Source organism: Paenibacillus sp. FSL K6-3182 (assembly GCF_037976325.1).
Lineage (GTDB): Bacteria > Bacillota > Bacilli > Paenibacillales > Paenibacillaceae > Pristimantibacillus.
On record NZ_CP150265.1, the window covers coordinates 2356468 to 2382629 of the forward strand.

Below are 26162 nucleotides of genomic sequence, written 5' to 3' on the forward strand. Positions count from 1 at the left end.
GATGTTTGATGAGGACGAGATGGAAGGCTATTTTTGTTGTTTTCTCGGTCGTCATAATGATCATGGGTGGCTGTAGTAAATCCATTACGGATACGGCTACAGAGAAGAGAATAGAGTTTATTCAAAACCCGGATTCCTCATTGACGAAGGTAAAAGTAGAAACGGATGGCATGCTGTCAGAGCTTGGTTATACGCATCCCCATCCATTTGCTTTAAACAATGAGGTGTTGGTTGATTTGAATTATTATAAGGAAAATCAAGTATCTCGCGGCGATATTGCCTTATTCCAAGTTGAAAAAGATAAACTAGCGACGGATATAGCAAGAGTTGTTGGGCTTCCTGGCGAGTCGGTTCAGGTTAAACAAGGGCAGGTTTATATTAATGGGAATAAACTGGATGCCTTTTACGGGAGCGATCCTTCTTCCGATAAAAATGATTCTATGAATAAGCCATTGCAGCTAAAGGAGAATGAGTATTTTATATTGGCGGATGTACGTTGGCGAGGAATCCATGACAGCCAATCAGCTGGTGCTTTTGCCAAAGAGGAAATAGTAGGTAAAGTAGTCGGCTATGAGAACAAACGTTAAGCAGCAAAGGAGGTTAGGAAAGTAACCAAGAGTAATGGGAGCTATGACGTTTTTGATGAACAAAGCTACATATGGATACAAAGCTTAATTGGTAACAACGAAGGAGGACGTCTGTTACTTCGTTATGTGCATGTAGAGATCACCGGTTGTTTAGGTGGTCTTTTTTTGTTTGAACTCGATAAGCACAAATATATGCTTAAAGAGTAGTTGCGGCGTCTGGTTGAGGTGGAAGTGAAGCTGTAAGCACGTATGTGTTCTTACAGCGAGAGAATAGCCTTAGTTTGTTGTCTGTAAGCGCATATGTGAGCTTATTGAGTAGAAAAGCCGTTTGGTTGAGGTAGAAATGGAGCTGTAAGCACGCATGTGTTCTTACAGCTCGAGAAAAGCCTTGGTTTGTTGTCTGTAAGCGCATATGTGCGCTTATTGAGTAGAAAAGCCGTCTGGTTGAGGTAGAAATGGAGCTGTAAGCACACATGTGTTCTTACAGCGAGAGAATAGCCTTAGTTTGTTGTCAGTAAGCGCATATGTGCGCTTATTGAGTAGAAAAGCCGTCTGATTGAAGTGGAAATGGAGCAGTAAGCACGTATGTGTTCTTACAGCTCGAGAAAAGCCTTGGTTTGTTGTCGGTAAGCGCAAATATGCGCTTATTGATTAAATGAGGCGTCTGATCGAGGTGGAAATGGAGCAGTAAGCACGTATGTGTTCTTACAGCTCGAGAAAAGCCTTGGTTTGTTGTCGGTAAGCGCAAATATGCGCTTATTGAGTAAATGAGGCGTCTGATCAAGGTTGAAATGAAGCTGTAAAAATATATGGGCTTAAACTGTAGAGAAGCCATCTGGTTGAGGTGGAAATGGAGTTGTAAGCACGTATGTGTTCTTACAGCGAGAAAATAGCCTTAGTTTGTTGTCTGTAAGCGCATATGTGCGCTTATTGAGTAGAAAAGCCGTCTGGTTGAGGTGGAAATGGAGCTGTAAGCACATATGTGTTCTTACAGCACGAGAATAGCCTCAGTTTGTTGTCTTTAAGCGCATATATGCGCTTAAAGAGTAGAGAAGCCATCTGGTTGAGGTTGAAATGAAGCTGTAAGCACGGAAGTGTTCTTACAGCTCGAGAAAAGCCTCAGTTTGTTGTCTGTAAGCGCAAATATGCGCTTATTGAGGTAGATGAGGCGTCTGATCGAGGTTGAAATGAAGCTGTAAGCACGTATGTGTTCTTAAAGCTTAAGAAAAGGGTTAGTTTGTTGTCTGTAAGCGCAAATATGTGCTTATTGATTAGAAATTCCGTGTGCTTGAGGCGGAAGTGAAGTTGTAAGCACGCATGTTTTCTTACAGCGCGATACAAGCCTTGGTTTTTTGTCTATAAGCACATCTATACGCGAATAAAACAGAGCTGACGTCTGGGAGACGGGGGAAAGGAGCTTTATGCATAGGAGGATAATCTTAAACCACAAAGTATAAGATTGGCTCATAGTAAGCCCAGGCGGGCTCCCTTAGAATAAAAGTATCACATCAATGGAAGGGAAATCGATTATGAAATCTAATGGAGTCATTCGGGAATTACTTAGAAATCGAACGCTGCTGCTCATGTTCCTGCCCGTCGCGACGCTCCTTTTTCTCTTTAACTACTTGCCGCTTGCAGGTCTAGTCATCGCCTTCAAAGACTTTGACTTTGCTAAAGGAATTTTCGGAAGCGATTGGATGCACCCGCTGCTGAATAACTTTGATTATTTGTTCTCTTCTCCGACCGCTTTTCGGGCGATGAGAAACACGATACTGTTAAACGCATTGTTTATTACAGTCGGGCTCATTTTTGAAGTAGGGTTTGCCTTGCTGCTCAATGAGATTAGAAACAAATATTTTAAAAGAGTTACGCAGTCGCTAACCTTTCTTCCTTTCTTTATTTCGTGGATCGTAGTCGGAGTGTTCGCTTACAACTTAATGAACTTTGAGAGTGGAGCGATTAATCGTGTGCTGGAGACGATAGGCTTGCAGCCGATTGATTTCTACAGCGAAGCCGGCTTATGGCCGCTCATTCTAACGATAGCGGTTCGCTGGAAGGTTACCGGATACGGCACAATCATTTATTTGGCGGCATTAACGTCCATCGACAATTCGTATTATGAAGCAGCGTCCATCGACGGTGCGACAAGATGGCAGCAAATCCGTTTTATCAGCATTCCGATGCTGCGGCCAACGATCATTATCTTAACCTTGCTGGCTGTTGGCAGAATCATGAACGCCGATTTTGGAATGTTTTACGCAATGGTCGGCGATGCTTCTCTCTTATTTCCTACAACTGACGTTATTGATACGTTTGTTTATCGCAGCTTGCGCAAATCAGGGGATATCGGCATGGCATCTGCGGCGGGCTTCCTCCAGTCGTTCATCGCATTCGTGCTCATCATCGGCAGCAATTACGCGGCACGCAAAATAGACAAAGACTCGGCTATTTTCTAAAAACGTCCATTCACATCAAGGGAGGATCATCTGCATGCATCTGAAGAGATTTTCAATTTCACAATTTATTATCATTATAGCGATCTCCTTGTTCAGTCTGTCCTGCTTGTTTCCATTCATTATGGTCATTTCAGGTTCATTAAGCACGGAGAAGGACATTATGGATTATGGATACACGCTATGGCCAAAGAACATTACTTTCGATTCTTATCGCATATTATTTCTAGGCTCTAATCGCATTATTGATGCGTATGGCGTAAGTCTTCTCGTTACGGTGGCAGGAACAATTCTATCCTTGCTCGTAACGAGCATGGGCGCATACGTAATGGCGAGACGGTCATTCAAGTATAGAAACATTTTGTCTATCTACGTCATTATTACAATGCTGTTTAATGGCGGATTAGTACCTTGGTACATCATTTGCGTGAGATATTTGGATCTAAAAGATACACTATGGGCGCTTATTTTACCGATGCTCGCTAATGCATTCAACATGTTCCTCATTCGCAACTTTATGTTATCCATACCCGAGGATATGAATGAATCGGCCAAAATGGACGGTGCGGGCGACTTTAAAATCTTTTATCGCCTCATTGCACCGCTTTCCTTGCCTGTACTTGCAACCGTCGGTTTATTCGTAGCATTGAGCTACTGGAACGATTGGTTTCTAGGTCTCATGTTTGTCGATAAGCAAGAGCTCCAACCGCTGCAGCTGCTGCTGCGAACGCTCATCTCCAACGTGGAATTTCTGAAGAGCTCGAGCAATGCATCCGCTATGCAGCGAATATCAGCGCAAATTCCTTCGGAATCGATCAAGATGGCGCTTACGGTCGTTACCATTGGCCCTATCATTTTCTTGTATCCATTCGTTCAACGTTTTTTTGTCAAAGGTTTGATGGTGGGCGCAGTAAAAGGATGACTATCTCGGCTACAGCCGTGTAGTATATAAAACATAAGCTAAGGGGAGAGGTTCAGATGCAGAAAAGCATAACAAAAATGCCGCTATTTATTGCTGTCATTATGCTGCTAAGTGTTATTCTAGCAGCATGCAGCTCAAGCAACAGCAATACGCCAAGCAATAATGGGAAGGCGACTAATGCGCCAACTGGCGGAACCGAAGAAGTGAAGCAAGAGGATGAAGTTACGTTGAAGTTTTATTTTGGCGGTGATAAAAAAGCGGCTACGGATGAGGTTTGGTCCAAGGTTAGCGAATATGTGAAAGCGAAAGGTCTTAACGTGAAGTTCGATATTAACTTCATTCCGTTTGGCGACTTCAAAGAAAAGATGCTCGTTATGGCCGCATCCGGCGACAACTGGGATATGAACTTTGACGGCGACTGGCTTTCGTACAAGCAGATGGCTGCAAAAGGTTCATACATGGCATTAAACGATCTGCTGCCGGAATTTGCTCCTAACTTGCATAAGAAATATGAGGAGCAGGGTACACTTGCTGCTGCAACGGTAAACGGCAATATCGTAGGTCTTCCATGGACGATGAAAATGAATGAGCGTAAATTTACTGGCTGGCGCTCTGATCTTGTCGAGAAAGCGGGACTTGATATTCCAGCAGGCTCAATCAAAACGATTGAGGATGTCGACAGATTGCTGCGTGAATTGAAAAAAGCGTACCCGAACGAAAGAATTTCCCGGACGCCGCCGGTATCCCTCATTATGATTCGTGATGAGTGGGTAGATCTTAACTTCCACGGTCTTGGCTTCTATTTAAGCGATGACAAAATTACGATTAAAGCAGTTGAGCAGCAACCATTCTACCTAGAGGCTGCAAAGCTGGCTAAAGTTTGGTATGACGATAATTTGATTAATCGTGATGCGATGATTGATAAGTCAGACGAAGCAGCAGAGTGGAGAAATGGCAAGAAGCTATTCACTGTAACATCTCATGAATGGGTAAGTGCTAATCCTGGTTTCTCTGATCCGTCATTCAAGATGGAATCGGCAGAGCTTTATCCTGACAAAAGATTCGTTAACCGTACGGCTCTTGCCAATGTCGTTGCCATTAACCGCAACTCCAAAAATCCAGAACGAGTGCTTCGTTTCTTGGATATGATGGAAACCGACAAAACGTTGTATGACCTTGTGCAATACGGTATTGAAGGCAAAACCTATGTATTGAACGGGGAAACGGCTGAATATCCGGAAGGCATGGAAACAACGACGAGCAACTATATGGAGTGGGGCGGACAATGGGCATTCTGGAAGCCGCAATTCATGCGTCCGACGATGACATATGGAACGGATTTCTGGCTGAAGGAAGCTGAATTTGCAAGCAAGCCTAATAACGTCAACTCACCTATCGACGGCCTATTTATCGCTGAAGACAATATGAAAAACGAGATTGCAAAACGTGATACAGCAAACGATGAGCTGAACAGACCGATAGAGTTTGGCGTGGTGAAGGATGTCGAGAAAGCGGTTGCTGCTTATATCGAAACGCAAAAGAAAAATGGACTTGATGTCATCATCGCTGAAACTCAAAGACAAATTGATGAGTTTCTTGCGAAGAAAAAATAAAGTGTGACGAATGAGAAGCCGACCTTATGAAGAGGAAGGCTTCTCCTTTAACAACGATTGAAAGCGGATACATTGGATGAGTATAAAAGAAGCCGCTGCGAAACGGCAGTTCTCTTGAATCGCATTTACAACCAGCAGCCTTAAAACGCGAGCCTGGTCCCCCGGGGGACCAGGCTTTTTTTGATACCCCAGAAGCGGTGAAGGAGGTGGTAGGATCGAATAAATAGGGATTGGAGCAGCCGCTGTATCATCCATTTTTTGAGGAGGGATTTTATGTTGGTTAAAGGAAGAAGACAGGTTTACGTCATCCTATTGCTTGTTCTGGTTCTTATTTCAACGCAGCTCTCGTTTTCACCATCCAAGGTATCGGCAGCTGGCAATTTAGCGCTGAACAAAAGTGTAACGGAAAGCAACCATACTCAGAACTATATAGCTTCAAACGCAACGGATGGCAATCAAGCCAGCTATTGGGAGGGGGCTGCAAGCAGCTATCCGAACTGGATTAGGGTCGATTTGGGCAGCAGCCAAGCCGTCAATCAAGTGGTTCTTAAGCTGCCGCTTGCTTGGGGTGACCGTACCCAAACCTTATCTGTGCAGACTAGCAGCGATGATATAAACTACAACACCATTGTTGCTTCTGCGGCCTATACTTATCAATCCGGTACAAATGCGGTCACCATCAACTTTACAAGCACCAATGCGCGTTATGTCAAAATAAATGTGACGGCTAATACTGGAGCAACTGGCGGACAAATATCGGAGCTTGAGGTGTATGGACCGACCGTTGTGGCAACGCCAACGCCTTCACCGAGTGCGACGACAGTTCCAACAGCTGCGCCAGGCTCGATATCGGCTTTTGTTCAAACGGCAGCTTCCGCCTTTAACAGTCAATTTGGCACACAATTGGAAAACTCCAGTGAAGGCGGTCAAAATGTCGCCTATGTGGACAACGGGGATTACCTTGTGTTTAACAATGTGAACTTCGGGAGCGGAGCCTCATCGGTTGCGCTGCGGGTGGCAAGCCAAACAAGCGGCGGCAATGTTGAAATTAGACTGGACAGCTTGAATGGCACGCTGGCAGGTACCTGCGCGGTAACGACTACGGGCGGCTGGCAGTCATGGACAACCAAAAATTGTTCCATTAACACAATAAGCGGAGTCCATAATCTATATTTAAAATTTACTGGAGGAGCAGGTAATCTGTTTAATATCAACTGGTTCAAATTTGCTGCTGCCGCAATTGGCGGCGATGTAGTCGGAAAGGTGTTTGCAGGCTACCAGGGCTGGTTTACCGCTGGGGGTGACGGATCACCTCTAAATAACTGGACACATTGGTCCAAAAACAATAATAATCTGACAGCGAACTCCAACGTAAACTTCGAGATGTATCCGGATTTAAGAGAGTATACGAAGCTGTATCAAACGAACTTAGGCAATTTAGGCAACGGTCAGCCAGCCAAGCTGTTCTCCTCTTATGATCAAGAAACGGTGAACAAGCATTTTGAATGGATGCAGACGTACAACATTAGCGGCGCAGCGCTGCAAAGGTTCGGGGCGGATGCAAACTATGCGCCGAATAATTGGAATCAGAACCGCGACAGCGTAGCTGTGAAGGTGAAAAATGCTGCAGAAACCTATAACCGCAAATTTTATGTGATGTATGATATTACGGATCTCAATCCAAGCCAGTGGGTCAATGCGGTCAAAAATGATTTTACCAACAATGTTGTTGGCACGATGAATTTAACCTCATCGACTGCCTATGCTAAGCAGGACGGTAAGCTGGTCATCTGTATTTGGGGGATCGGTTTTACCGATCGGCCAGGAACAGCAGCGGAATCCGCAGACTTAATCGCTTGGTTCAAAAACCAAGGCTATTATGTGATCGGCGGCGTTCCTACCCATTGGCGCAATGGGGATAACGATTCGAAGCCTGGTTTCCTCGATGTGTACAAATCGCTTGATATGCTATCGCCTTGGTTTGTCGGTCGGTTCAGCCAGCTAGCGGGCGCTGATCATTACAAGACGAATCAATGGGCGCCGGATTTCGCATTTACTCAGCAGAATGGCATCGTATATCAGCCCGTGATTTGGCCGGGTTTTGCATGGAAAAACATGAAAAACGGTCCCGTCAACGAAATTCCTCGTCTGCATGGCGATTTCATGTGGCGACAGGCTTACAATTTAAAAAGTTTAGGCATCAATACAGGTTATATTGCGATGTTTGATGAATATGACGAGGCGACAGCGATTGCCAAAGCCGCCGAGAACAGCTCGATGATTCCGAACAATCAATATTTCCTTACGCTCGATGCGGATGGCGTAGCCGTATCCTCTGATTTCTATTTGCGGTTGACTGGCGATATTGCACGTCTCTTCAATAATGAAATCCCATTAACCGTAAATCATCCGACTAGTCATCAGTAAACAATCACAGCTTTAAATGAAAAGGCGCTCCCCTAGCGGGATCGCTTTTTTCATGATTATAATAGAGAGGGATAGTAGGAGAGGAGAGATTGTTTTGAACAACATTAAACATATTATTTTTGACTTTGATGGTACACTTGCTGATACTTGGCCGGTGATGTATCAAGTGATTTCAGGTGTATTCCAGAGATATGATGGCAGGCAAGTGTTGATTGAGGATATGTACGCATTGGCAGGGCCGACGGAGCTTCAAATTATTGAACAGCATCTAAGCAATCGCGAGCAAGTGGAAGCAGCCATAACCGAATATGTAGCTGAATATGAGCAGCGTCATGAGGAGCTCGTAGAGCGAAATACGGAAATTGCTGATTTGCTAGTCTCATTGCGGCAATCAGGCATTGGAATTGCCATGTTCACAGGCAAATCGCGGCGTACGCTCGATATTTCGCTGGACAAGCTGGGCTGGGAGGTTAGCTTCGACAAGATTGTAACGGGCGATGATGTGGAGAAGCGCAAGCCATCAGCGGAAGGGATCCATCTTATATTGAACGAGCTTGGCTGGGCAAAGGAAGAAACTATTTTTGTCGGCGACAGCAACGATGATATGATGGCAGGTCAAGAAGCTGGAATACGTACCTTTGCTGCCCAGTGGATGGCTGTAGTGCAGGATAAAGATTACCGGGTCCTGCCGGAGCGAATTTTTAACGAGGTAGAAGCGTTCAAGCAGTTTGTACTTGAGCAAGTAGAGAAAGTCTAATTTTAAACAGGTAAAAGAGAGTACCCAATATTGAACTGCAACCCGTCAAGTAGACAGTGGAAATTATATAAATCAATTAAGCGGCCTTAGTCCTAAATTCCATTGGACTGAGGCCGTTTAATTTTGCTTTAATCTTTAAAATTACCCTAATATTTTAACAGAAAAATGAAAAATCACTTTGGATCAATTAGAATTAAACGTTCCGCAAAACCTTTCCTTAACGCCATACTTAATTGATTTTTACCTGACAACTTCCCTTTCTTTATTTCGTCTTTGGCTCCAGCGTCAAAAGGATTTATCGTCAGAACAATTTTTCAAGTTAGTGGAGAACCTATATTCAAGAGGGATTACGCCCTATTTTAAAGAGTGAGTCTGTCATTCAACCAAATCCATTTCTACCGTAAGGGGAGCATATCATAGGGGATGCTCTCTTTTTTTATTGTCAAAAAATAATAAACCATTATATTTATTTCCTCTATAACGAACGACACTATGTTTTACCCGGGTAATATTGACTTTTTATTTTTACACGGGTAAAATTATTTTAACATTCAGAGGAGGAGATACAGTATGCGAAATGACCTAATGCGCTTTTTCTGCACGGCATTTTTGGGTGTGAGGGTCGTCGCCAGCGGTTCGTTACATCACGTTGCTTCTACAGTGAAGGATGCTCTTGATGACAAAGACCTCGGACAGCTGCTTATATTTGACGATTCCACGGGGAAGCAAATAGATGTTGATTTTCGTGGGAAGACAGATGACGTGCTTCAACGGATAGGTGAACAGTTTGGCGACTTGCCCGGTACGGAAGTGAATGATGAACCTACACGGCGAGTCGGTCGACCGAAGCTGGGTGTTGTATCCGGTGAGGTTACGTTATTGCCGCGGCATTGGGAATGGCTCAAGAGTCAACCTGGAGGGGCGTCGGTAACCTTGCGGAAACTCGTTGATGAAGCTCGCCGGGCTGTAGGAGAACAGAGCAAGATACGAGAGTCACAAGAAGCAACACATCACTTTATGACAGCTATAGCCGGGAACTTCCATCAATATGAAGAAGCTCTGCGGGAACTGTATGCTGGTGATTTGAATCGTTTTTACCACTTCATCGATGACTGGGCACCCGATATCAGAAACTATATCAAAAGTTTGTCCGCTAAAGCATTCACTGAAGGGAACTCATGAATGAAAGAAAATTCACGATCTCTACCTATGGCAGAACTTTCGATAACGAATGAATTGGAGGGGAACATGATGATGAACATCTTGAAAGTCAACGGCATCGAGTTGGCCTATGACAGTTTCGGCAACGAAAATGACGAGGCTATTCTCCTAATCGCCGGACTTGGAACCCAGATGATCCGCTGGACGGATTCGTTTTGTCGGATATTGGCAGCGCGGGGCTTTCGCGTGATCCGCTTTGACAATCGCGATGTTGGTTGCTCGACGCACTTTAGCCATTATCGGGCGCTGGATTTTGGCGCACTAGCGACTGCTCTCATGTCGGGGCAGCGGCCGGACATCCCATACACTCTCGATGACATGTCCAACGACGCTATTGGACTGCTCGACGCTCTTTCGATTGACCGGGCACATTTTGTTGGCAGGTCGATGGGCGGAATGATCGCCCAGATTGCAGCCAGTGAGTACCCTGACCGGGTTTTATCTCTCACCTCCATTATGTCCAGTTCCGGTAATCCCGCCCTTCCGCAAGCTTCCTCAGATGTCATGGCGCTGATGACTAAACCGGCGCCGAACCCATTTGAGGATGAAGCAGGATTTTTGGCGCACAGCCTCTCTTTTGCGAGACGCATCGCCGGTTCCGGCTATCCGTTTGAAGAGGACGCTTATCGGGCGCTCATTCTGGAGGAAGTCCAGCGAGCCTATGATCCAGGCAGTGTGGGACGACAAATAGCTGCTATTGCTGTCTCTGGTGACCGTCGTCCGCGGCTGGCGACGATAAAAGCACCAGCGCTTGTCATTCATGGGGTGGATGATCCGCTGTTCGTCCCTGCGTGCGGCGCTGACACGGCTGCTGCCATCCCGGGCGCCGAGCTGATGTTGGTTGACGGCATGGGACACGACCTGCCGCACCAACTGTACAAAGTAATCGCTGATGGCATAGAGCGAACGGCTCGTCGCAATTGACACACGCATCCAGAATAGCAATCAGCCAAAGCAGCTCCATTTCAAAGGGCAGGCTAGATCATTAAAACAGCGACAGTCTAGGACTTTTTTTCTTGTTCTATGCTGTCGCTGTTTCCATTTCAAGGCTCAGCCTATAACTTATTTTATGGAGTCTGACGGTATGACTATGAGAAGATCTGCGTGGAATAAAGCCTTCCTGTCCAATCCTTTATTTACTGCTGATATTTATATTGTAATTGCAAAGGCAATAAGCATCATAGGATTAGGAAAGAGGCTAACAATAGGACAGAAAGTTTAAAAATGCCTCATGTGGAATGCCGTGTGATTGACTTAAACTAAACGAGACACGGAAAGGAAAGGTGAGGGCATGGCGAAAATAACGGGAATCAAATGTATTCGAACGCGTAAGAACGGAACTTGGACGATCGTAAAGGTGATGACCGATCAAGACGGGCTTTATGGACTCGGCTCGGCTTCGGATGTCTACAATCCGGAAGCCGTTGTACAAGTTATTGAGCAGTTGCTGGCGCCGCTTCTGATCGGCAAAGATGCCGCTAACATAGAAGATTTGTGGCAGACGATGTATATGAGCGGCTATTGGAGAAACGGAGCTATTTTGCATACGGCAATCGGCGGTATTGATATGGCATTATGGGATATAAAAGGGAAGGAAGCGGGATTGCCAGTCTATCAATTGCTCGGCGGAGCAAGCCGCGCGGCTGTTCCTTGTTATGGACATGCAGGGGGATCGGATATTTCCGAGCTCAAAGAGGATGTGCAGCGTTTTATGGAGGAGGGCTATACCGTCATCCGCGTGCAGATGGGCGGGTATGGGGGAGGCGGCTTCATTAATGCTGACAAAGCGAACCTGCCCGAGCGTGCTTGGACAAAAGGTCCGGTGTTTGACGAGCAGGCTTATTTGAATGCCATCCCGAACATGTTCGAGCAATTGCGGTCAGCGTTTGGCATGGGTATCCAGTTTACGCATGATGTACATGAGCATCTGTCGCCTATCAATGCGATTCAGCTGGCGAAGCGGGTTGAGCCCTATGGTCTGTTCTTTCTTGAAGATGCGCTCGCACCGGAGCAAATTGGCTGGTATCGCCATCTTCGTCAGCAGAGCGCAACGCCGCAGGCGGTTGGCGAGCTGTTCGTGAATCCGCAGGAGTGGACGGAGCTAGTCAAGGAGAGGCTGATCGATTTCATTCGCGTTCGCGTCTCGAAAGCTGGGGGCATAACGCCATGCCGCAAAATAGCAGCGCTGTGCGAAGCATTTGGCGTGCGTACCGCGTGGCAGGAAGGCGGAGAGAATGATCCCGTTAACCAAGCAGCGGCGGTACATCTTGATATGGCGATATGGAATTTCGGCATTCAGGAAGTGAACCATTTTAGAGCGGAAGAGCTTGATGCCTTTGAGGGGCATATCGTTAGAAAGGGCGGTTATCTTTACCCTTCGAACAAGCCGGGTCTTGGCATTGAGCTGGATGAGCTAAAGGCGCAGCTGCTAGTTGGGGACAACTGGAATCGCTCCGCATATCACAATCCTTATCATCTGGATCGAAAGGCTGACGGTACGCTTGTACGGCCATAATATAAAGTTGGAAATTGGAGGTGCTTCTTCTATGAAAACAATCGCAGTAACTGGCGGGAGCGGCAAGCTCGGGACACAGCTCATTGGGGCGCTTCAGCAGGATGGCTATCAGGTTGTTTCCTTGGACAACGAGCGGTCAAATCAGCTGCATTGCAAGCAAATTAAAGTAGATTTAAATGATTTTGGGCAGGTCGTTTCAGCGCTTCACGGTGCGGATGCCATCATACACTTGGCTGCTATTCCTGCACCGCTTGGCCACTCGTACCCGTATATTTTCGCGAACAATACGGTTGCAGCTTATCATATTATGGAAGCCGCCTCGATTCTTGGTATTCGGAAGGTTGTTATGGGCTCAAGCGAGTCCTCTTACGGCTTTGCATGGGCACCGACGCCATTTGCACCGGATTATTTGCCGCTGGACGAGGACCATCCGCAGCAGCCGCAAGAGTGCTACGGTTTATCGAAGGTAGTGAATGAAGTGACAGCTGCGATGTTCGATCGAAGGAATGGCATGCAGGTCATTTCACTCCGCTTCTCCATGATTACCAAACCTGAGGATTACAAGCACCTTGCGGTTGATAAGCCGGAGTCCTTTAAACATATTTTATGGAGCTATATTGATATACGAGATGCTGTCAGTGCATGTATCGCGTCGCTTCATGTGGAGGACCGCGGAGCGATTTGTCTCAATATTACGAGCAACGACACGCTCAGCGAATGGTCAACCGAGCGTTTGCTGCAGCAATTTTATCCGGGAGTCATCGATCTGCGCGCGCCTTTAACTGGGCGGACAGCTGTAGTCAGCAATCAAATGGCGAAGGATACGCTGGATTGGAGCCCTAAGTATTCTTGGGCAGACCATCGGTAAACAGCTGAATAAGTACAATTGAAAGAGGTCGACTCAATAGGTGCAAACCTAGCGAGGCGGCCTCTTTTTTTATTGGCAGCAGAAGAGTCTGATTATGGATTTGTTTCCATTATAGAAAGCGCTTTCTAAGAATGAAGGGAAAATAGTGATTTTCAGCTGAAAGAGGCTAATTTTTGACAACAAAAGAAAATATCATCTCATATTTGCCGGCGAATGTATGCGTTAACATTAAAAGTAGCAAGAGGAAGACAATACGTCATGAGAGGTGAGCAAGGGTGGGAAGCATTACGTTTAGCCATGTATATAAGCACTATAAAGGGGAGTCGCGTCCGGCGGTCAACGATTTCCACCTTTCCATTGAGGAGGGGGAATTCCTGGTGCTCGTCGGTCCTTCCGGCTGCGGCAAATCAACAACGCTCCGGATGCTGGCTGGCCTAGAGGAAATCACCGAAGGAGATTTGTACATCGATGAGAAGTTCGTAAATTATGTCTCGCCCAAGGACAGAGATATTGCGATGGTATTTCAGAACTACGCCCTATATCCAAATTTAACCGTTTACGAAAATATCGCGCTAGGACTCAAGCTTCGCAAGACGGCAAAGCACGATATCGAGCTAAGGGTCAACCGTGTGGCGAAAATTTTGGAAATATCGCATCTGCTGGAGCGCAAGCCAAGCCAGCTGTCAGGCGGTCAGAAGCAGCGTGTCGCACTTGGCCGAGCGATAGCAAGGGAGCCGCAAGTGTTCCTCATGGATGAACCGCTGTCGAATCTCGATGCGAAGCTGCGTGCTCAAACAAGGGCGGAGATTATTAAGCTACAGAGCGACCTCAAGCGGACGATGGTCTATGTGACGCATGATCAAGTCGAAGCGATGACAATGGGAACGCGGATTGTCGTTATGAAGGATGGCGTTATCCAGCAGGTTGCCCCGCCTCGCCAGCTTTATGATGAACCGACGAATTTGTTTGTCGCCGGATTTATCGGGTCGCCCCAAATGAATTTTATGGAGGGGAGCCTAGTCTTGGAGGATGGTCTTTATTATTTCGTTAATAAGCGAATAAAGCTGCTCGTTCCAGAACGTCATTATGCGCATTTTGCGGTAAAAAGCGGATCGCTTCGCAACTGTGTGATGGGCATTCGCCCAGAGCATGTATGGCTGAAGCGGGAAGTAGCAAACGCGGAGGAGGATGATTTCTTTCGATGCGTAGTAGAGATGACGGAAGTAACGGGAGCCGATTCGTACGTGTACGTGAAGGTAGGAGAGAAAACGCTCATTGGCAGAACGGAGCCAGAGATCGTTTATCACAAAGAGGAGAAGCTTGTCGCTAATTTCAACATGAGCAAGGTTCATTTCTTTGATGAGGAAACCGGCGTATCTTTGGCAGCTGGAGGAGAAGACAGATGAGGAGAATGAGGATGCTGGGCATCGCTCTTCGTCTCATTCTGGTTCTGGCGCTGGTGGTCGGAGTCATCCGCTGGATTACGGCTAGTAGACCCGTTCTTCATGCAACCTCGGTGAGCACGGAGCAGCTGCTGTCCTATAAGAGCAAAACAGAGGAGCTGCCATACGCGAAGCTGATGTACCAATATCCGGAGGCGGCCAAAACCGACGAGAGTCTTCCGTCCATTCTGATTTCACCAACCGAATATCAAGCTGCTGCTGAAGAATCGGCGGTCAGGATTGATAAGGAGCAAGGTGAAGCTGCACTTTATTGGGAAAACGAAAAGGGCTGGGTGGAATGGACGTTCGACGTGCCGAAGGGCGGCTGGTATGAGCTTCATTTTGATTACAAGCCTTTAGAAGGCGGCAACGCCTCCGTCGTACGCGGCGTTCAAATTGATGGCCGATATCCGTTTACGGAGTCGGAACGCATTGAACTGGAGCGACTTTGGAAGGATTCCAAATTTCCATATGATCACAACGAGATCGGACAGCAAATTCGTCCTCCGCAAACCGAGCTTACCGGTTGGAGCGCAAAAGCGGCAACGATATTTTCTGCTTCATCCGAGCCAGTACTCTACCAGTTGAAACAAGGCCAGCATAAGCTGCGGTTGGTTGGGGTGAGAGAGTCCGTCGCGCTCCGAGAAATAGCATTCAAGCCAAAGGAAGAAATTCCAGCTTACGAGTATTACAAAAACTTGCATCCGCCGGAAGAGGAGAAGCAGAGCTGGTTCAGCATGATCGAAGCGGAGCAGTTTCAGCGAAAATCAAGCCTCGCGATTCAGACCGATTTTTGGTCAGAGCCTTATATTTCACCTGACCCGAAAGGGAGAATTACTTATAACGTCTTAGGCGGTCAGCGCTGGCGATTGCCGGGCGAGTGGGTGGAATGGGAGCTTTCTGTGCCAGAGTCCGGCTGGTATGAAATCGACCTGAAAACATTTCAAAACTATCGAAATGGCTTTGAGGCATATCGCACCATCTCGATTGATGGGAAAACACCGTTTCAGGAGCTGCTTCATTACGGTATTCCGACGAAGAAGGAATTCGACATTGGCACGCTTGCTGATGCAGAAGGGAAACCTTTCCTCTTTTATTTAGAGAAGGGCGCACATGTCCTGCGCATGACCGCTGATTCCTCACTCGTTCAGCCCGTTTATCTGGCTTTGAAGGAGACGCTGGATCAGCTTGCAATATTTGACCGTCATATACGATTGCTTACAGGTAACTATAGCAAATCGGCTTTTGACGCCAACATCGATTCAACGCGAACGTGGAATATGAAGAAGCTTGATCCAGATGTGGAACAGAAGATGACGGAATTTGTCGCTCAGTTAACGAATATTCGGAATTATATCAATGGTCTCAATAAAAAGGATTCTGACTTATCTGAGGCGATCAAAGGTTCCGTAGCGATACTCGAGAAGATGCTGGTGGATGTGAACGAAATACCGAATAAAATCAATGATTTCTCGACGATTCAGAACAATATTGGGACGTGGATGGCAACGCTGACTCAGCAGCCGTTGCTCATGGATTATATCGTCGTTCGGACGCCAAATACGGTGACGGATCTGAAAGTGCCTACGACGCTTTCAAGAGTGCCTTACTCGATTGCTGATTTTGGCCGCTCCTTCTATTTGGACTACGACACGCGCAAGCATAACAAGAAGGAAGCACTGACCATTTGGGTACAGCGCGGTCGGGATTACGTCGAGCTGCTGCGTGAGATGGTTGATAATGATTTCACGCCTCGGACGGGAATTGAAGTCAATATCAATCTGATGACCAACCCGAACATGCTCATACTTGGAAATGCAGCAGGAGACGTGCCTGATATTGCGCTTGGCGTTGGGGAGTCTACGCCAGCTGACTTCGCAATGCGGGATGCGGCCGCGGAGCTGTCCGACTTTCCAGGCTTCAAGGATGTGCTTGAGCGATTTATTCCCGGAGTCAGCCGTTCGCTTAGCTACGACGGAAAAATTTATGGACTGCCAGAGGTGCAGAACTTCCAGATGATGTTCTACAGAACCGACATTCTAGAAGGCCTGAACCTGAAGGTTCCGGATACATGGGATGAAGTGTTCGACATTTTACCAACGCTTCAGGAAAACGGAATGACGATGAATTATCCGAAAAGCGATTTCACTACACTTTTCTTCCAAAATGGTGCAGAGGTGTATTCGCAAGACGGTTTGAAGGGTGCGCTCTCGAGCGATGCCGGCCAGCAGGCATTCAAGCGCTGGACAGAGCTCTACAAGAAATACAATCTGCCGATTGACATTCCAGCATTTTTCCAGCATTTCCGCGATGGAGATATTCCTATAGGTGTGGCCGATTTTAACACTTATGTGCAGCTGCTCGTTGCTGCTCCGGAAATAACCGGACACTGGAAAATCGCACCGCTGCCGGGCATCGAGCAAGAGAACGGCGAGGTAGCAAGATGGTCGCCGCAGGCTATATCTGCCGCGATGATCATGAAGAAAAGTGAACGGAAAGACGATGCTTGGAAGTTTCTAGAGTGGTGGACCTCGGAGGAGGTGCAATCGCAATACGCCAAAGACGTCGAGTCCTTTTATGGCATTGAGTTCAGATGGAATACGGCGAATGTCAATGCGATGAAGTCGCTCACTTGGCCGAGCGATGACCTGAAGGCGCTTCAAGAGCAGGCGCGCTGGGCGAAAAACATGCCTTATGTACCGGGTTATTATTTCTTGAACAGAGAGATGGAGTTTGCGTGGAATCGGACGGTTCTCGAAGGCATACCAGCGCAGGAATCGCTTGAGGCTGCTCAGCTGTCCTTGCAGCGGGAAATGAATCGCAGACAAAATGACTTTGGCATATCGGCTAATGAGGATTTGAAAATTCCGCAAATTAAACAACCTTACGAATGGGAGGAACCGCAGAAATGAATACGCAGCTTTCTCCCAGCATAGCTAAGCCGAAGCAGAAATCCGCTTTGCGTGTGAAATGGAATCGCTTTTGGCGGGAAATGAGACGTGATGCTTTTTGTTATCTGTTTCTTGCGCCGTTTCTCATTTGCTTCCTAATGTTTATCGTCATTCCGGTTGTTATGGCAGCGACACTTGGATTTACGTCTTATGACGGCTTTGGTTCGCTTCATTTTATCGGAGTACGAAATTACATCAGCTTGTTCACACAGGACATTATTTTTCTAACTAAAGCAATTCCGAATACGTTTTTGTTCGCGTTAATCGTAGGGCCGGGAGGTTATGTTTTAGCTTTCCTGTTCGCTTGGCTCATTCATCAGCTGCCGATTCGCATTCGTGATTACTACACGCTTGCGTTTTATGCACCGTCTATGGCTGGCGGCGTCGCGTTATCCGTCGTTTGGATTGCGACGTTCAGCGGTGACCGCGTCGGTTATTTTAACAATTTTTTGCTTAAGATGGGCTGGATCGACAGTCCGACGATTTGGCTGCAGGACCCTAAATATTTGCTCAATATTATGATCATCGTATCGCTCTGGGTTAGCTTTAGCGTTGGTTTTCTCGCTATGCTGGCTGGTCTTCAGACGGTAAATCGTGAGCTGTACGAGGCTGGCCGCATAGACGGGATTTCTAGCCGCCTGCAGGAGGTTTTCTACATTACAATTCCGTCGATGAAGCCGCAAATGCTGTTCAGCGCGGTCATGTCGATCGTAGGAACGCTGAAGGCGGGAGGCATATCCACCCAGTTGACGGGGATGGCAATTACTCCTTCCTATTCAGGGCATTTGATTATTAATCATATTGACGATTACGCTTTTATCCGTTTCGAGCTCGGTTATGCATCTTCTGTCTCAGTCATGCTGCTGATCATCAGTTATTTTGCAATGAGATTTGCTTATCGGCTGTTCGGATCAAAGGAGGAGCTGTAAAACCATGATTCGAAAACTTCGCAGAGTGACGCCGTTTCAGATCATCCTTGTTACTGTTTTTACCGCACTGGCCGCATTCATGTCGCTGCCGATCGTGTTTATTTTGAACCATGCCTTCAAGCCGCAAAATGAGCTCTTTCTTTTTCCGCCGCGATTTTTGGTGCAAAACCCAACGCTGCGCAATTTTGAATCGCTTATATTGCATGCATCAAACGCGACGGTTCCGTTTACCCGTTATTTGTTCAACAGTTTAATTGTAGCGGGACTTACGTTGTTTACGGTCATCATCGTCAGCACTATGGCAGGGTATGTGCTTGCGAAATACCAGTTTCATTTCAAGCAGCTGATTTTGTCTCTTATTACTTTATCGTTGATGTTTGCACCCGAGACCGTTGGGATTCCGAGGTACTTGATTATCAGCGGAATCGGCATCAACAATACGTATTTCGGACATATTCTTCCTGCATTAGCTTCTCCGATCGCCGTATTCATGCTGGTGGGCTTTATTTCGCAAATTCCGGGAGAACTGCTGGAAGCAGCCAAGATCGACGGGGCCAGCCACTTCGGTATTTTTACCAAAATGGTGCTTCCGCTCTCCGTTCCCGCCATTGCGACCATATCCATCTTCACATTCCAAGGCGTGTGGGGCGATGTGGAGACGTCAACATTATTTATGCAAGAGGAAACGATGAGAACGTTAGCCTTCTATGTCAATAGTCTGCTTAGCGGATTGCAAAACAGCGTATCGGGACAAAACATGGCCGCCGCTGCCGGCTTGCTCATGTTCGTACCGAACCTAATTATCTTCTTGCTCTTCCAGCGAAGAGTGCTTGAGACGATGGTCCATTCCGGAATTAAGTAATTCAAACCAGCAAAGGAAGTCGTGACGATGAAGAGATTTCTAATATTCCTGCTTCTTGCGGCGACCTCCATGCTTGTCGCACCAGAAGCGATACACGCGGAGCTTCCCTATCGAACGGCCTACTATGACAGCAATCAATCGACTTGGCTGCGTATACAGCCGGTTTATTCACCAGCTGAAACGAAGGGAGTTCGCTTTGTAGAGCCGATCGATCTGCAGGTGGGCGCAGACGATAAGGTTTATGTGGCTGACAAAGGAGCAAACCGAGTTATTGTGCTTGATAATGACGGAGCGCTGCTGCAGACGATTGGCGAAGAAGAGGGAGCCGGCATGCTCAGTGCGCCGGAAGGCTTATTCGTTACGCCGGAAGGGGTCGTTTATGTAGCCGATTCGGGCAATCAGCGCATTGCTGTCTTTCGTGCCGACGGTACGTTCGACCGAGAGTACAAGAAGCCCGCATCCACTTTTCTGGAGCAGGAGCATTTTGTTCCCGTAAAGCTTGTCGTTGATCGGCGTGGCGTCATGTATGTCAGCTTGAACTCCTCTTATCAGGGCTTGCTGCGCATGAATGATAAAGGGGAATTCATGGGTTTCTTTGGTGCCAATAAAGCGCAGCAAACGGTACTCAACTGGCTGAAGAAGCTCGTTCTCAACAAGGAGCAGTTGGATAAAGAGACGGCAAGCCTCCCCCGGCCAATCTCCAATGTTGCCATTGATAAAGATGGATTTATCTTTACAGCAACGGCAGCGGGATTCGGGCAGGGCGCTATTCGCAAGCTAAATGCGGGCGGTGTCGATGCTTTTAAGAATAAAACGCTTGTTAATGGCCATGGAATCGTTGATGTTGCAAGCGATTCAAAAGGCTTCTTATACAACATTGATATGGAATCGGCCAACATTAATATTTATGACCAAAATGGCGAAGCATTGTTTGCTTTCGGGTTCATTGATAACGCAACACAGCAATATGGTGTTCTTGGATTTCCGACGAGCATTGGCGTAGATTCCAAATTCGGTGTCTGGATTTCTGACAGCCGAACAGGTACAATTCACAAATTTGTTCGCACGGAATTCGGAAGCGACGTTATGAATGCGTTGGGGCTCTATTTGGAAGGCAAATATGAAGAGAGCAAGCCTTATTGGGATCGCGTTTATGCCCGCAATGATATGTACAACGGTACTTTTCAAGGACTCGGCAAGGTGTATCTGCATGAGAATAACAATGAGGATGCGTTGACCTTCTTGAAAACAGCCTTTGATACAAAGGGCTACTCTAAAGCGTTCTGGCAAATCCGACTAGAGTTTTTGCAGCAGCATTTCATATGGATCGTTTTAGGCTTGGCAGCTCTACTTCTCTTGCTTAGGTATAGCCGAATGCTGCTTAAAAAGCAGCTACAGCGCCGCCCTTTGCCTGAATCATGGCAGCGCCCGCTTGGCGATTTGCGCAACCTTTGGTACGTCATGCTTCATCCTTATCATGGCTTTTACAAGCTGAAGGAAGCTAGAGTTGCGCCTTGGATTATTATTTTTATTTTAGTTTCGGTTGTAGCGGTGAAGATCTTAACGATTTATTACACCGGGTTTTTGTTCCATCCCGTGGAGCTCTCGCAGGTCAATCTATTTGGAAGTCTGGGATTATTCGTAGTTCCTTGGGTAACGTGGATCATCGCGAACTATCTCGTATGCAGCGTGAAGGACGGGGAAGGGAAATTCAGAGAGGTCATTCAAGGCAGCACCTATGCGCTTGCTCCGTATCTGTTCTTTTCCATTCCAACATTACTGCTGTCCAATATCGTGACGCTTGATGAGCGAGTGATCGTGGACTCATTAAACACGGTTATGTTCCTATGGATGGGTGTCATGCTGATCGTTATGACGCAGGTCATTCACAATTTCGATTTTGTGGAGACGCTCAAAAATATCGCCATCACGATCTTTACCATTGGCACGATTTGGCTGTTTGCTTTTCTCGTCTTCGGATTGTCCTACAATTTATACGATTTCTTCTATCAGCTTTACAAGGAGGTGACCTTCTATGGTTGAGTTCATCAAGCGTACTTCCCTTCGAGTAAAGCTTGCAGCAATCGCAGTTTGCGCATTACTTATTATCATTTTGGTTGTTATCCTGCAAGGAGATGAGCTCTCGCCGGCACAGGCGCTTGCCTACACTGGGATTAAGGAGAGAGTAGTGAGCAAGGCTCCTCTCTATGAAGGCGAGGCTTGGAAACCGCAAGCGGGAGCTGATGGTTTCGCAGAAGCACTAGCAAGCGAGAACTTCGCGCTTTATATTCAGCCCGCAAGCACACAGATTGCTTTGGTTGATAAACGAACTGGCTACAGGTGGAGCAGCAATCCTTCAGAAGCTCAGCTAAGCAGCGAAACGGTTAAAGGTGTGCTGCTCGCCAACTTGAAATCGCCTTTTGTTCTCACTTATGTCAGGACACAAGGGAAGGATCAGACGATCAGGGAAGTGCTGAATGCGAATGATCCGAAAGTGCAAACAACGCTGATCAAAACGGCAGAGGGACTTCAGGTTTCCTATGTTTTCCCGGAAAAACAGCTGGGCTTTACGATCCAATACGAGCTTACTGCAAAGGGGCTTAAGGTACGGATTCCAACGGAGGGAATTAAGGAGGACGGAGAATATGCCGTCTTTACGGTAGACTTGCTTCCCTACTTTGGCGCGGCTTCCTCAGAGGAGGATGGATATATTTTTGTTCCAGATGGACCAGGCGGCTTGATCCGATTTGACAGCGAGCGGGCTGGCGTGTCTAGAGGTTATATCCATCAGGTATACGGCCTTGAACTAACCAATACCGGAAATTGGACGCGTTCAGGTGAGAGACGTGAGAATATTGCTTACCCGGTGTTCGGCATGAAACGAGGCAGCAATGCCTTTATGGCGGTGCTTACGGAGGGCGGTGATTCGGCGAATATTGCTGCGATGCCGCCAGGTCTTAAATCCAATATGTATAACGTATTTTCCAATCAGATTTACCGCGAGGAATATTTGTACAGAATGAGCCGGCTTGCCGCACCGCTTAAAGCGGTACAGAAACAGCGATTGGATACGGATAGAGAGGTTGAATATCGCTTTCTTAATGGAGATGACGCTGGTTATGTCGGAATGGCGAAGGCTTATCGAGATTATATGACGGAAACCGGTAAGCTGAACGAGCCGTTAAAGCCTGTTGAACACACCCCTCTGTATTTGAAAATTATGGGGGGCAACTATACGGAAGCCTTCAGCAAAATCAAATATATTACGGCAACGACCTTTCCGCAGGCAACGAATATCGTAAATGGGCTGCTGGAGAAGGGTGTCGCTAATCTGAAGGTCATTTATTACGGCTGGCAAAATCAAGGCGATTATGACCTTTATGACCGGTTTCCAATTGAGGAGTCGCTAGGCGGCGAGACGGCTGCCAAGGCTTTTGTCTCCAATATGACAAAGCATGGCATTGACGTCATGTTCGAGGATGATTTTGTCTGGATCGATTCGGACAATTCCGATTTATCTGGCAAAACGAACGGTATTCGCGGCATTGATGAAACGGTATTTGTTGATGAGGGATGGTTTATCAGCAAGCCGTCACGCACCGTTGCCATGGCCTATCAAACGATTGAGAAGCTGAAAGAGATTGGCATATCCGGCATTTTGTACAACTGGATGGGTGAAATGGTGTTCCATGACTATGATCCGTCAGGCATAGAAACTCGTTCGGACACGATTGCTGTATACGATGGCTTACTCGAATACACGCAGAAGACGCTTGGCACGGCTGGCGTATATCGCGGGAATGACTACGCAGTTGGTCAAAGCGATTTTATTGCTAATTTGCCGCATGAATCCAGCTATGATTTCATGGTCGACGAGACGGTTCCTTTTTATCCCATCGTGCTTCATGGTTATGTATCGTATTCGTTGGGAGATGGCAATCTTCGTAATGATGTAGAAACTGAGTTTTTAAAAGCCATTGAATACGGAGCTGTTCCTTCTTTCTTCCTCACACATGAGGATTCACGGAAGCTCAAGTACACGGCTGCGAGTTTCTTATTCAGCAGTCAATATGAGAAGTGGACAGACCGCATTTTAAAGGAATACGAGGCTTTCGATTCCCTAGCAGGTTTGTATTCCCAAACGATTAAAAATCACGAAAAGCTGTCTGAAAATCGGTTTGCTACCGTTTATGAGGACGGCACACGGGTAATCGTCGATTATAACAGCAAGACGTTCGTCGTAGAGAAGGGAGTGGGCGCCTAATGCAAGCAAAAGCTAGAGTCCGTGCAGCGCGCCTTCATCTCTGGAAGCGCTACGGAATGGGACTGCTGTTCATGCTGCCATGGATTATTGGGTTTGCGATGTTCGTCATTATCCCGATTAGCTGGTCGTTATTTATGTCCTTTAACAAGGTGCAAGTAGCGGTCGGAGGATTTAAATATGAATGGGTCGGATTGCGCAATTTTCGGGATGCTTTTTTGAAGGATAACATTTTCCCAATTGAACTTATCACTTATTTCCAAGAAATGCTGCTGATGGTTCCGATCATCGTTATTTTTGCCCTGCTGATCTCATTAATGCTGAATCAGAAATTTCCTGGACGATTTATTTTCCGTGCGCTGTTTTTTCTTCCAGTTATTTTTGCAACAGGGCAAGTGCTCTCAGAGCTGTTCTTGCAAGGAGCTGGAGATATTCCATTCCTGGAGCAATACAATTTGCTTCCGATAGTTGAGGAATATGTTGGCAAGCAATTTGCAGAGACAGTAATGGCTGTTTTGGGCAAAGCGATTCTAATTTTATGGTATTCCGGTGTACAGATACTTATCTTTATTGCGGGTTTCCAGACGATTTCACCAACGATTTATGAGGCTGTGCGGATCGATGGCGCCTCCCCTTGGGACAGCTTCTGGAAAATAACGCTGCCAGCCTGTGTGCCATTCATCAGCTTGAATGTGCTCTACACGATTATCGACCTGTTCACATTCCCGCTTAATCCTGTGCTGAAGCATATCAAAGACAACATGTTTAAGGTCGATACCGGTTACGGCTACGCCAGTGCGCTCGCTTGGATTTATTTTGGACTCATCTTCGCGCTGATCGCCCTCGTATTATGGCTGTTTAACCGGAGCCTCAAGACAAGGAGGGTACATTCATGATTACTGCGATGAAGTCTGAGTTCGAGAAGGTTAGCCGCAGCGTAAGGGGAGTTCTTTGGGGCCGCAAAGCCCAGAAAACGAAAATGCTGGTGCTCGGACGAAGCTTGTCTGACGGATTGCTGGCGAAGCTCATCATTTATTTGCTGCTCTCGATTGTCGCTTATCTTTATTTACAGCCGATTCTTTATATGGTCAGCACGATGTTTAAGAACATGAGTGATCTCCTTGATCCGACGGTAAAGTGGATTCCGCGTGAGATTACCTGGGAAAATGTGACGAAAGCGCTGAAAGGTCTGCAATACCCAGAAGCGCTCAGAAACACTGCCCTTATATCGGTGACATGCTCGCTCGTACAGGTCATTATTTGTGCGATGACCGGCTACGCGCTTGCTAGGCTAGAGCTGCCATTCAAGGGACTTTTTACGGCGCTAATCATATTGACCTTCTTGATTCCGCCGCAGGTTATCATCATTCCGCTTTACGTTATATTCAGCAAGCTCGGCTTGTTGAATTCGATTTTTGTGTTTCTCATACCGGCTATATTCGGGCAAGGCCTTAAGGGAGCATTATTTATTCTCATTTTCCGGCAGTTTTTCAAAGCGCAGCCGCCAAGCTTGGAGGAGGCAGCGAAGCTGGACGGAGCTTCTACAGCGAGGCTGTTTTTCGGAATTATGCTGCCTCTTGCAAGGTCAGCGTGCTTAGTCGTGTTTCTCTTCTCATTTATTTGGTACTGGAACATGTATTATGAGCCATCGATGTTTCTTACCAAAGGTTTCACGCCGCTGTCGATTCGCCTAGATATGCTGGAGGATGTGCTGAATCCGTCCTTACTCGGTAATACGCGAACCATCGTTAATCCGATTACGGAGAGCACCAAAATGGCCGCAGCCTTCCTTATTATTTTACCGCCGATCATCGTGTTTATGTTCCTTCAGCGCTGGTTCGTTAGCGGTATTGAAAGAACGGGAATTGTTGAATAGTCCGCTGTCTACGCTAAGGTGCAGCAGCTCTTTAGGGGGGTGATGTTTCGGCAAACAGCTGCTGGAACGGTTTCAACGTTATAAAGAATGCTAAACCGCAAAAAACGAGGGGAAGGCTTACGAAACTAAGCTTATGCTTACGAAGCCAGTTTTGCTTCACAAAACTTAAAGCTTATGCTTACGAAGCTAGTTTTGCTTCACAAAACTTAAAGCTTATGCTTACGAAGCCAGTTTTGCTCTACAAAACTTAAAGCTTATGCTTACGAAGCCAGTTTTGCTTCACAAAACTTAAAGCTTATGCTTACGAAGCCAGTTTTGCTTCACAAAACTTAAAGCTTATGCTTACGAAGCTAGTTTTGCTTCACAAAACTTAAAGCTTATGCTTACGAAGCTAGTTTTGCTTCACAAAACTTAAAGCTTATGCTTACGAAGCTAGTTTTGCTTCACAAAACTAAGCTTATGCTTACGAAGCTAGTTT

18 protein-coding genes are annotated in these 26162 nt (G+C 46.7%); all 18 read left to right on the forward strand.

Going from position 1 to position 26162, the window contains the following annotated elements; translation table 11 throughout:
• Positions 1-8 precede the first annotated feature (8 nt).
• The 18 genes from lepB (at position 9) to MHH56_RS10225 (ending at position 25684) form a co-directional block, all read left to right on the forward strand.
• Positions 9-587 (forward strand): signal peptidase I, encoded by a 579-nt coding sequence (gene lepB, locus MHH56_RS10140; protein WP_339208023.1) that lies wholly within the window; start codon positions 9-11, stop codon positions 585-587.
• Between the two features lie 1529 nt (positions 588-2116).
• Entirely contained in the window at positions 2117-3043 is a 927-nt protein-coding gene (locus MHH56_RS10145) for an ABC transporter permease subunit (protein WP_076269604.1), read from the forward strand.
• Between the two features lie 34 nt (positions 3044-3077).
• Complete coding sequence (locus MHH56_RS10150) at positions 3078-3962, forward strand: carbohydrate ABC transporter permease (RefSeq protein WP_339208024.1); 885 nt, start codon at positions 3078-3080, stop codon at positions 3960-3962.
• A gap of 56 nt (positions 3963-4018) precedes the next feature.
• Entirely contained in the window at positions 4019-5575 is a 1557-nt protein-coding gene (locus MHH56_RS10155) for an extracellular solute-binding protein (RefSeq protein WP_076269438.1), read from the forward strand.
• A 273-nt stretch (positions 5576-5848) separates the two neighbouring features.
• Positions 5849-8002: a carbohydrate-binding protein gene (locus MHH56_RS10160; protein ID WP_339208025.1), complete on the forward strand. Its 2154-nt coding sequence runs from the start codon at positions 5849-5851 to the stop codon at positions 8000-8002.
• A 94-nt stretch (positions 8003-8096) separates the two neighbouring features.
• Positions 8097-8759 (forward strand): HAD family hydrolase, encoded by a 663-nt coding sequence (locus MHH56_RS10165; protein ID WP_339208026.1) that lies wholly within the window; start codon positions 8097-8099, stop codon positions 8757-8759.
• 570 nt (positions 8760-9329) lie between these two features.
• Positions 9330-9941, forward strand: a complete 612-nt coding sequence (locus MHH56_RS10170) for a DUF2239 family protein (RefSeq protein WP_339208027.1) — start codon at positions 9330-9332, stop codon at positions 9939-9941.
• 72 nt (positions 9942-10013) lie between these two features.
• The gene (locus MHH56_RS10175) at positions 10014-10904 is read left to right on the forward strand and encodes an alpha/beta hydrolase (RefSeq protein WP_339209547.1); all 891 of its coding nucleotides are present in this window, start codon (positions 10014-10016) and stop codon (positions 10902-10904) included.
• Positions 10905-11271: 367 nt separating this feature from the next.
• Complete coding sequence (locus tag MHH56_RS10180; protein WP_339208028.1) at positions 11272-12495, forward strand: enolase C-terminal domain-like protein; 1224 nt, start codon at positions 11272-11274, stop codon at positions 12493-12495.
• A gap of 31 nt (positions 12496-12526) precedes the next feature.
• The gene (locus MHH56_RS10185; protein WP_339208029.1) at positions 12527-13363 is read left to right on the forward strand and encodes an NAD(P)-dependent oxidoreductase; all 837 of its coding nucleotides are present in this window, start codon (positions 12527-12529) and stop codon (positions 13361-13363) included.
• A gap of 275 nt (positions 13364-13638) precedes the next feature.
• Entirely contained in the window at positions 13639-14769 is a 1131-nt protein-coding gene (gene ugpC / locus MHH56_RS10190; protein ID WP_339208031.1) for a sn-glycerol-3-phosphate ABC transporter ATP-binding protein UgpC, read from the forward strand.
• The gene (locus tag MHH56_RS10195) at positions 14766-17717 is read left to right on the forward strand and encodes an extracellular solute-binding protein (protein ID WP_339208033.1); all 2952 of its coding nucleotides are present in this window, start codon (positions 14766-14768) and stop codon (positions 17715-17717) included. The genes ugpC and MHH56_RS10195 overlap by 4 nt, the downstream gene beginning before the upstream one ends.
• Positions 17714-18685 (forward strand): sugar ABC transporter permease, encoded by a 972-nt coding sequence (locus MHH56_RS10200; RefSeq protein WP_339208034.1) that lies wholly within the window; start codon positions 17714-17716, stop codon positions 18683-18685. Before MHH56_RS10195 ends, MHH56_RS10200 begins: the two co-directional genes overlap by 4 nt.
• A 4-nt stretch (positions 18686-18689) precedes the next feature.
• Positions 18690-19547 (forward strand): carbohydrate ABC transporter permease, encoded by an 858-nt coding sequence (locus MHH56_RS10205; protein ID WP_054027383.1) that lies wholly within the window; start codon positions 18690-18692, stop codon positions 19545-19547.
• Positions 19548-19574: 27 nt separating this feature from the next.
• Complete coding sequence (locus tag MHH56_RS10210; protein WP_339208036.1) at positions 19575-21590, forward strand: YIP1 family protein; 2016 nt, start codon at positions 19575-19577, stop codon at positions 21588-21590.
• A complete protein-coding gene (locus tag MHH56_RS10215; protein WP_339208038.1) occupies positions 21583-23811 on the forward strand; it encodes a DUF5696 domain-containing protein in 2229 nt (742 codons plus the stop codon). Before MHH56_RS10210 ends, MHH56_RS10215 begins: the two co-directional genes overlap by 8 nt.
• Complete coding sequence (locus tag MHH56_RS10220; RefSeq protein WP_076269451.1) at positions 23811-24704, forward strand: sugar ABC transporter permease; 894 nt, start codon at positions 23811-23813, stop codon at positions 24702-24704. Before MHH56_RS10215 ends, MHH56_RS10220 begins: the two co-directional genes overlap by 1 nt.
• Positions 24701-25684: a carbohydrate ABC transporter permease gene (locus tag MHH56_RS10225; RefSeq protein WP_076269452.1), complete on the forward strand. Its 984-nt coding sequence runs from the start codon at positions 24701-24703 to the stop codon at positions 25682-25684. Before MHH56_RS10220 ends, MHH56_RS10225 begins: the two co-directional genes overlap by 4 nt.
• Positions 25685-26162: the final 478 nt, after the last annotated feature.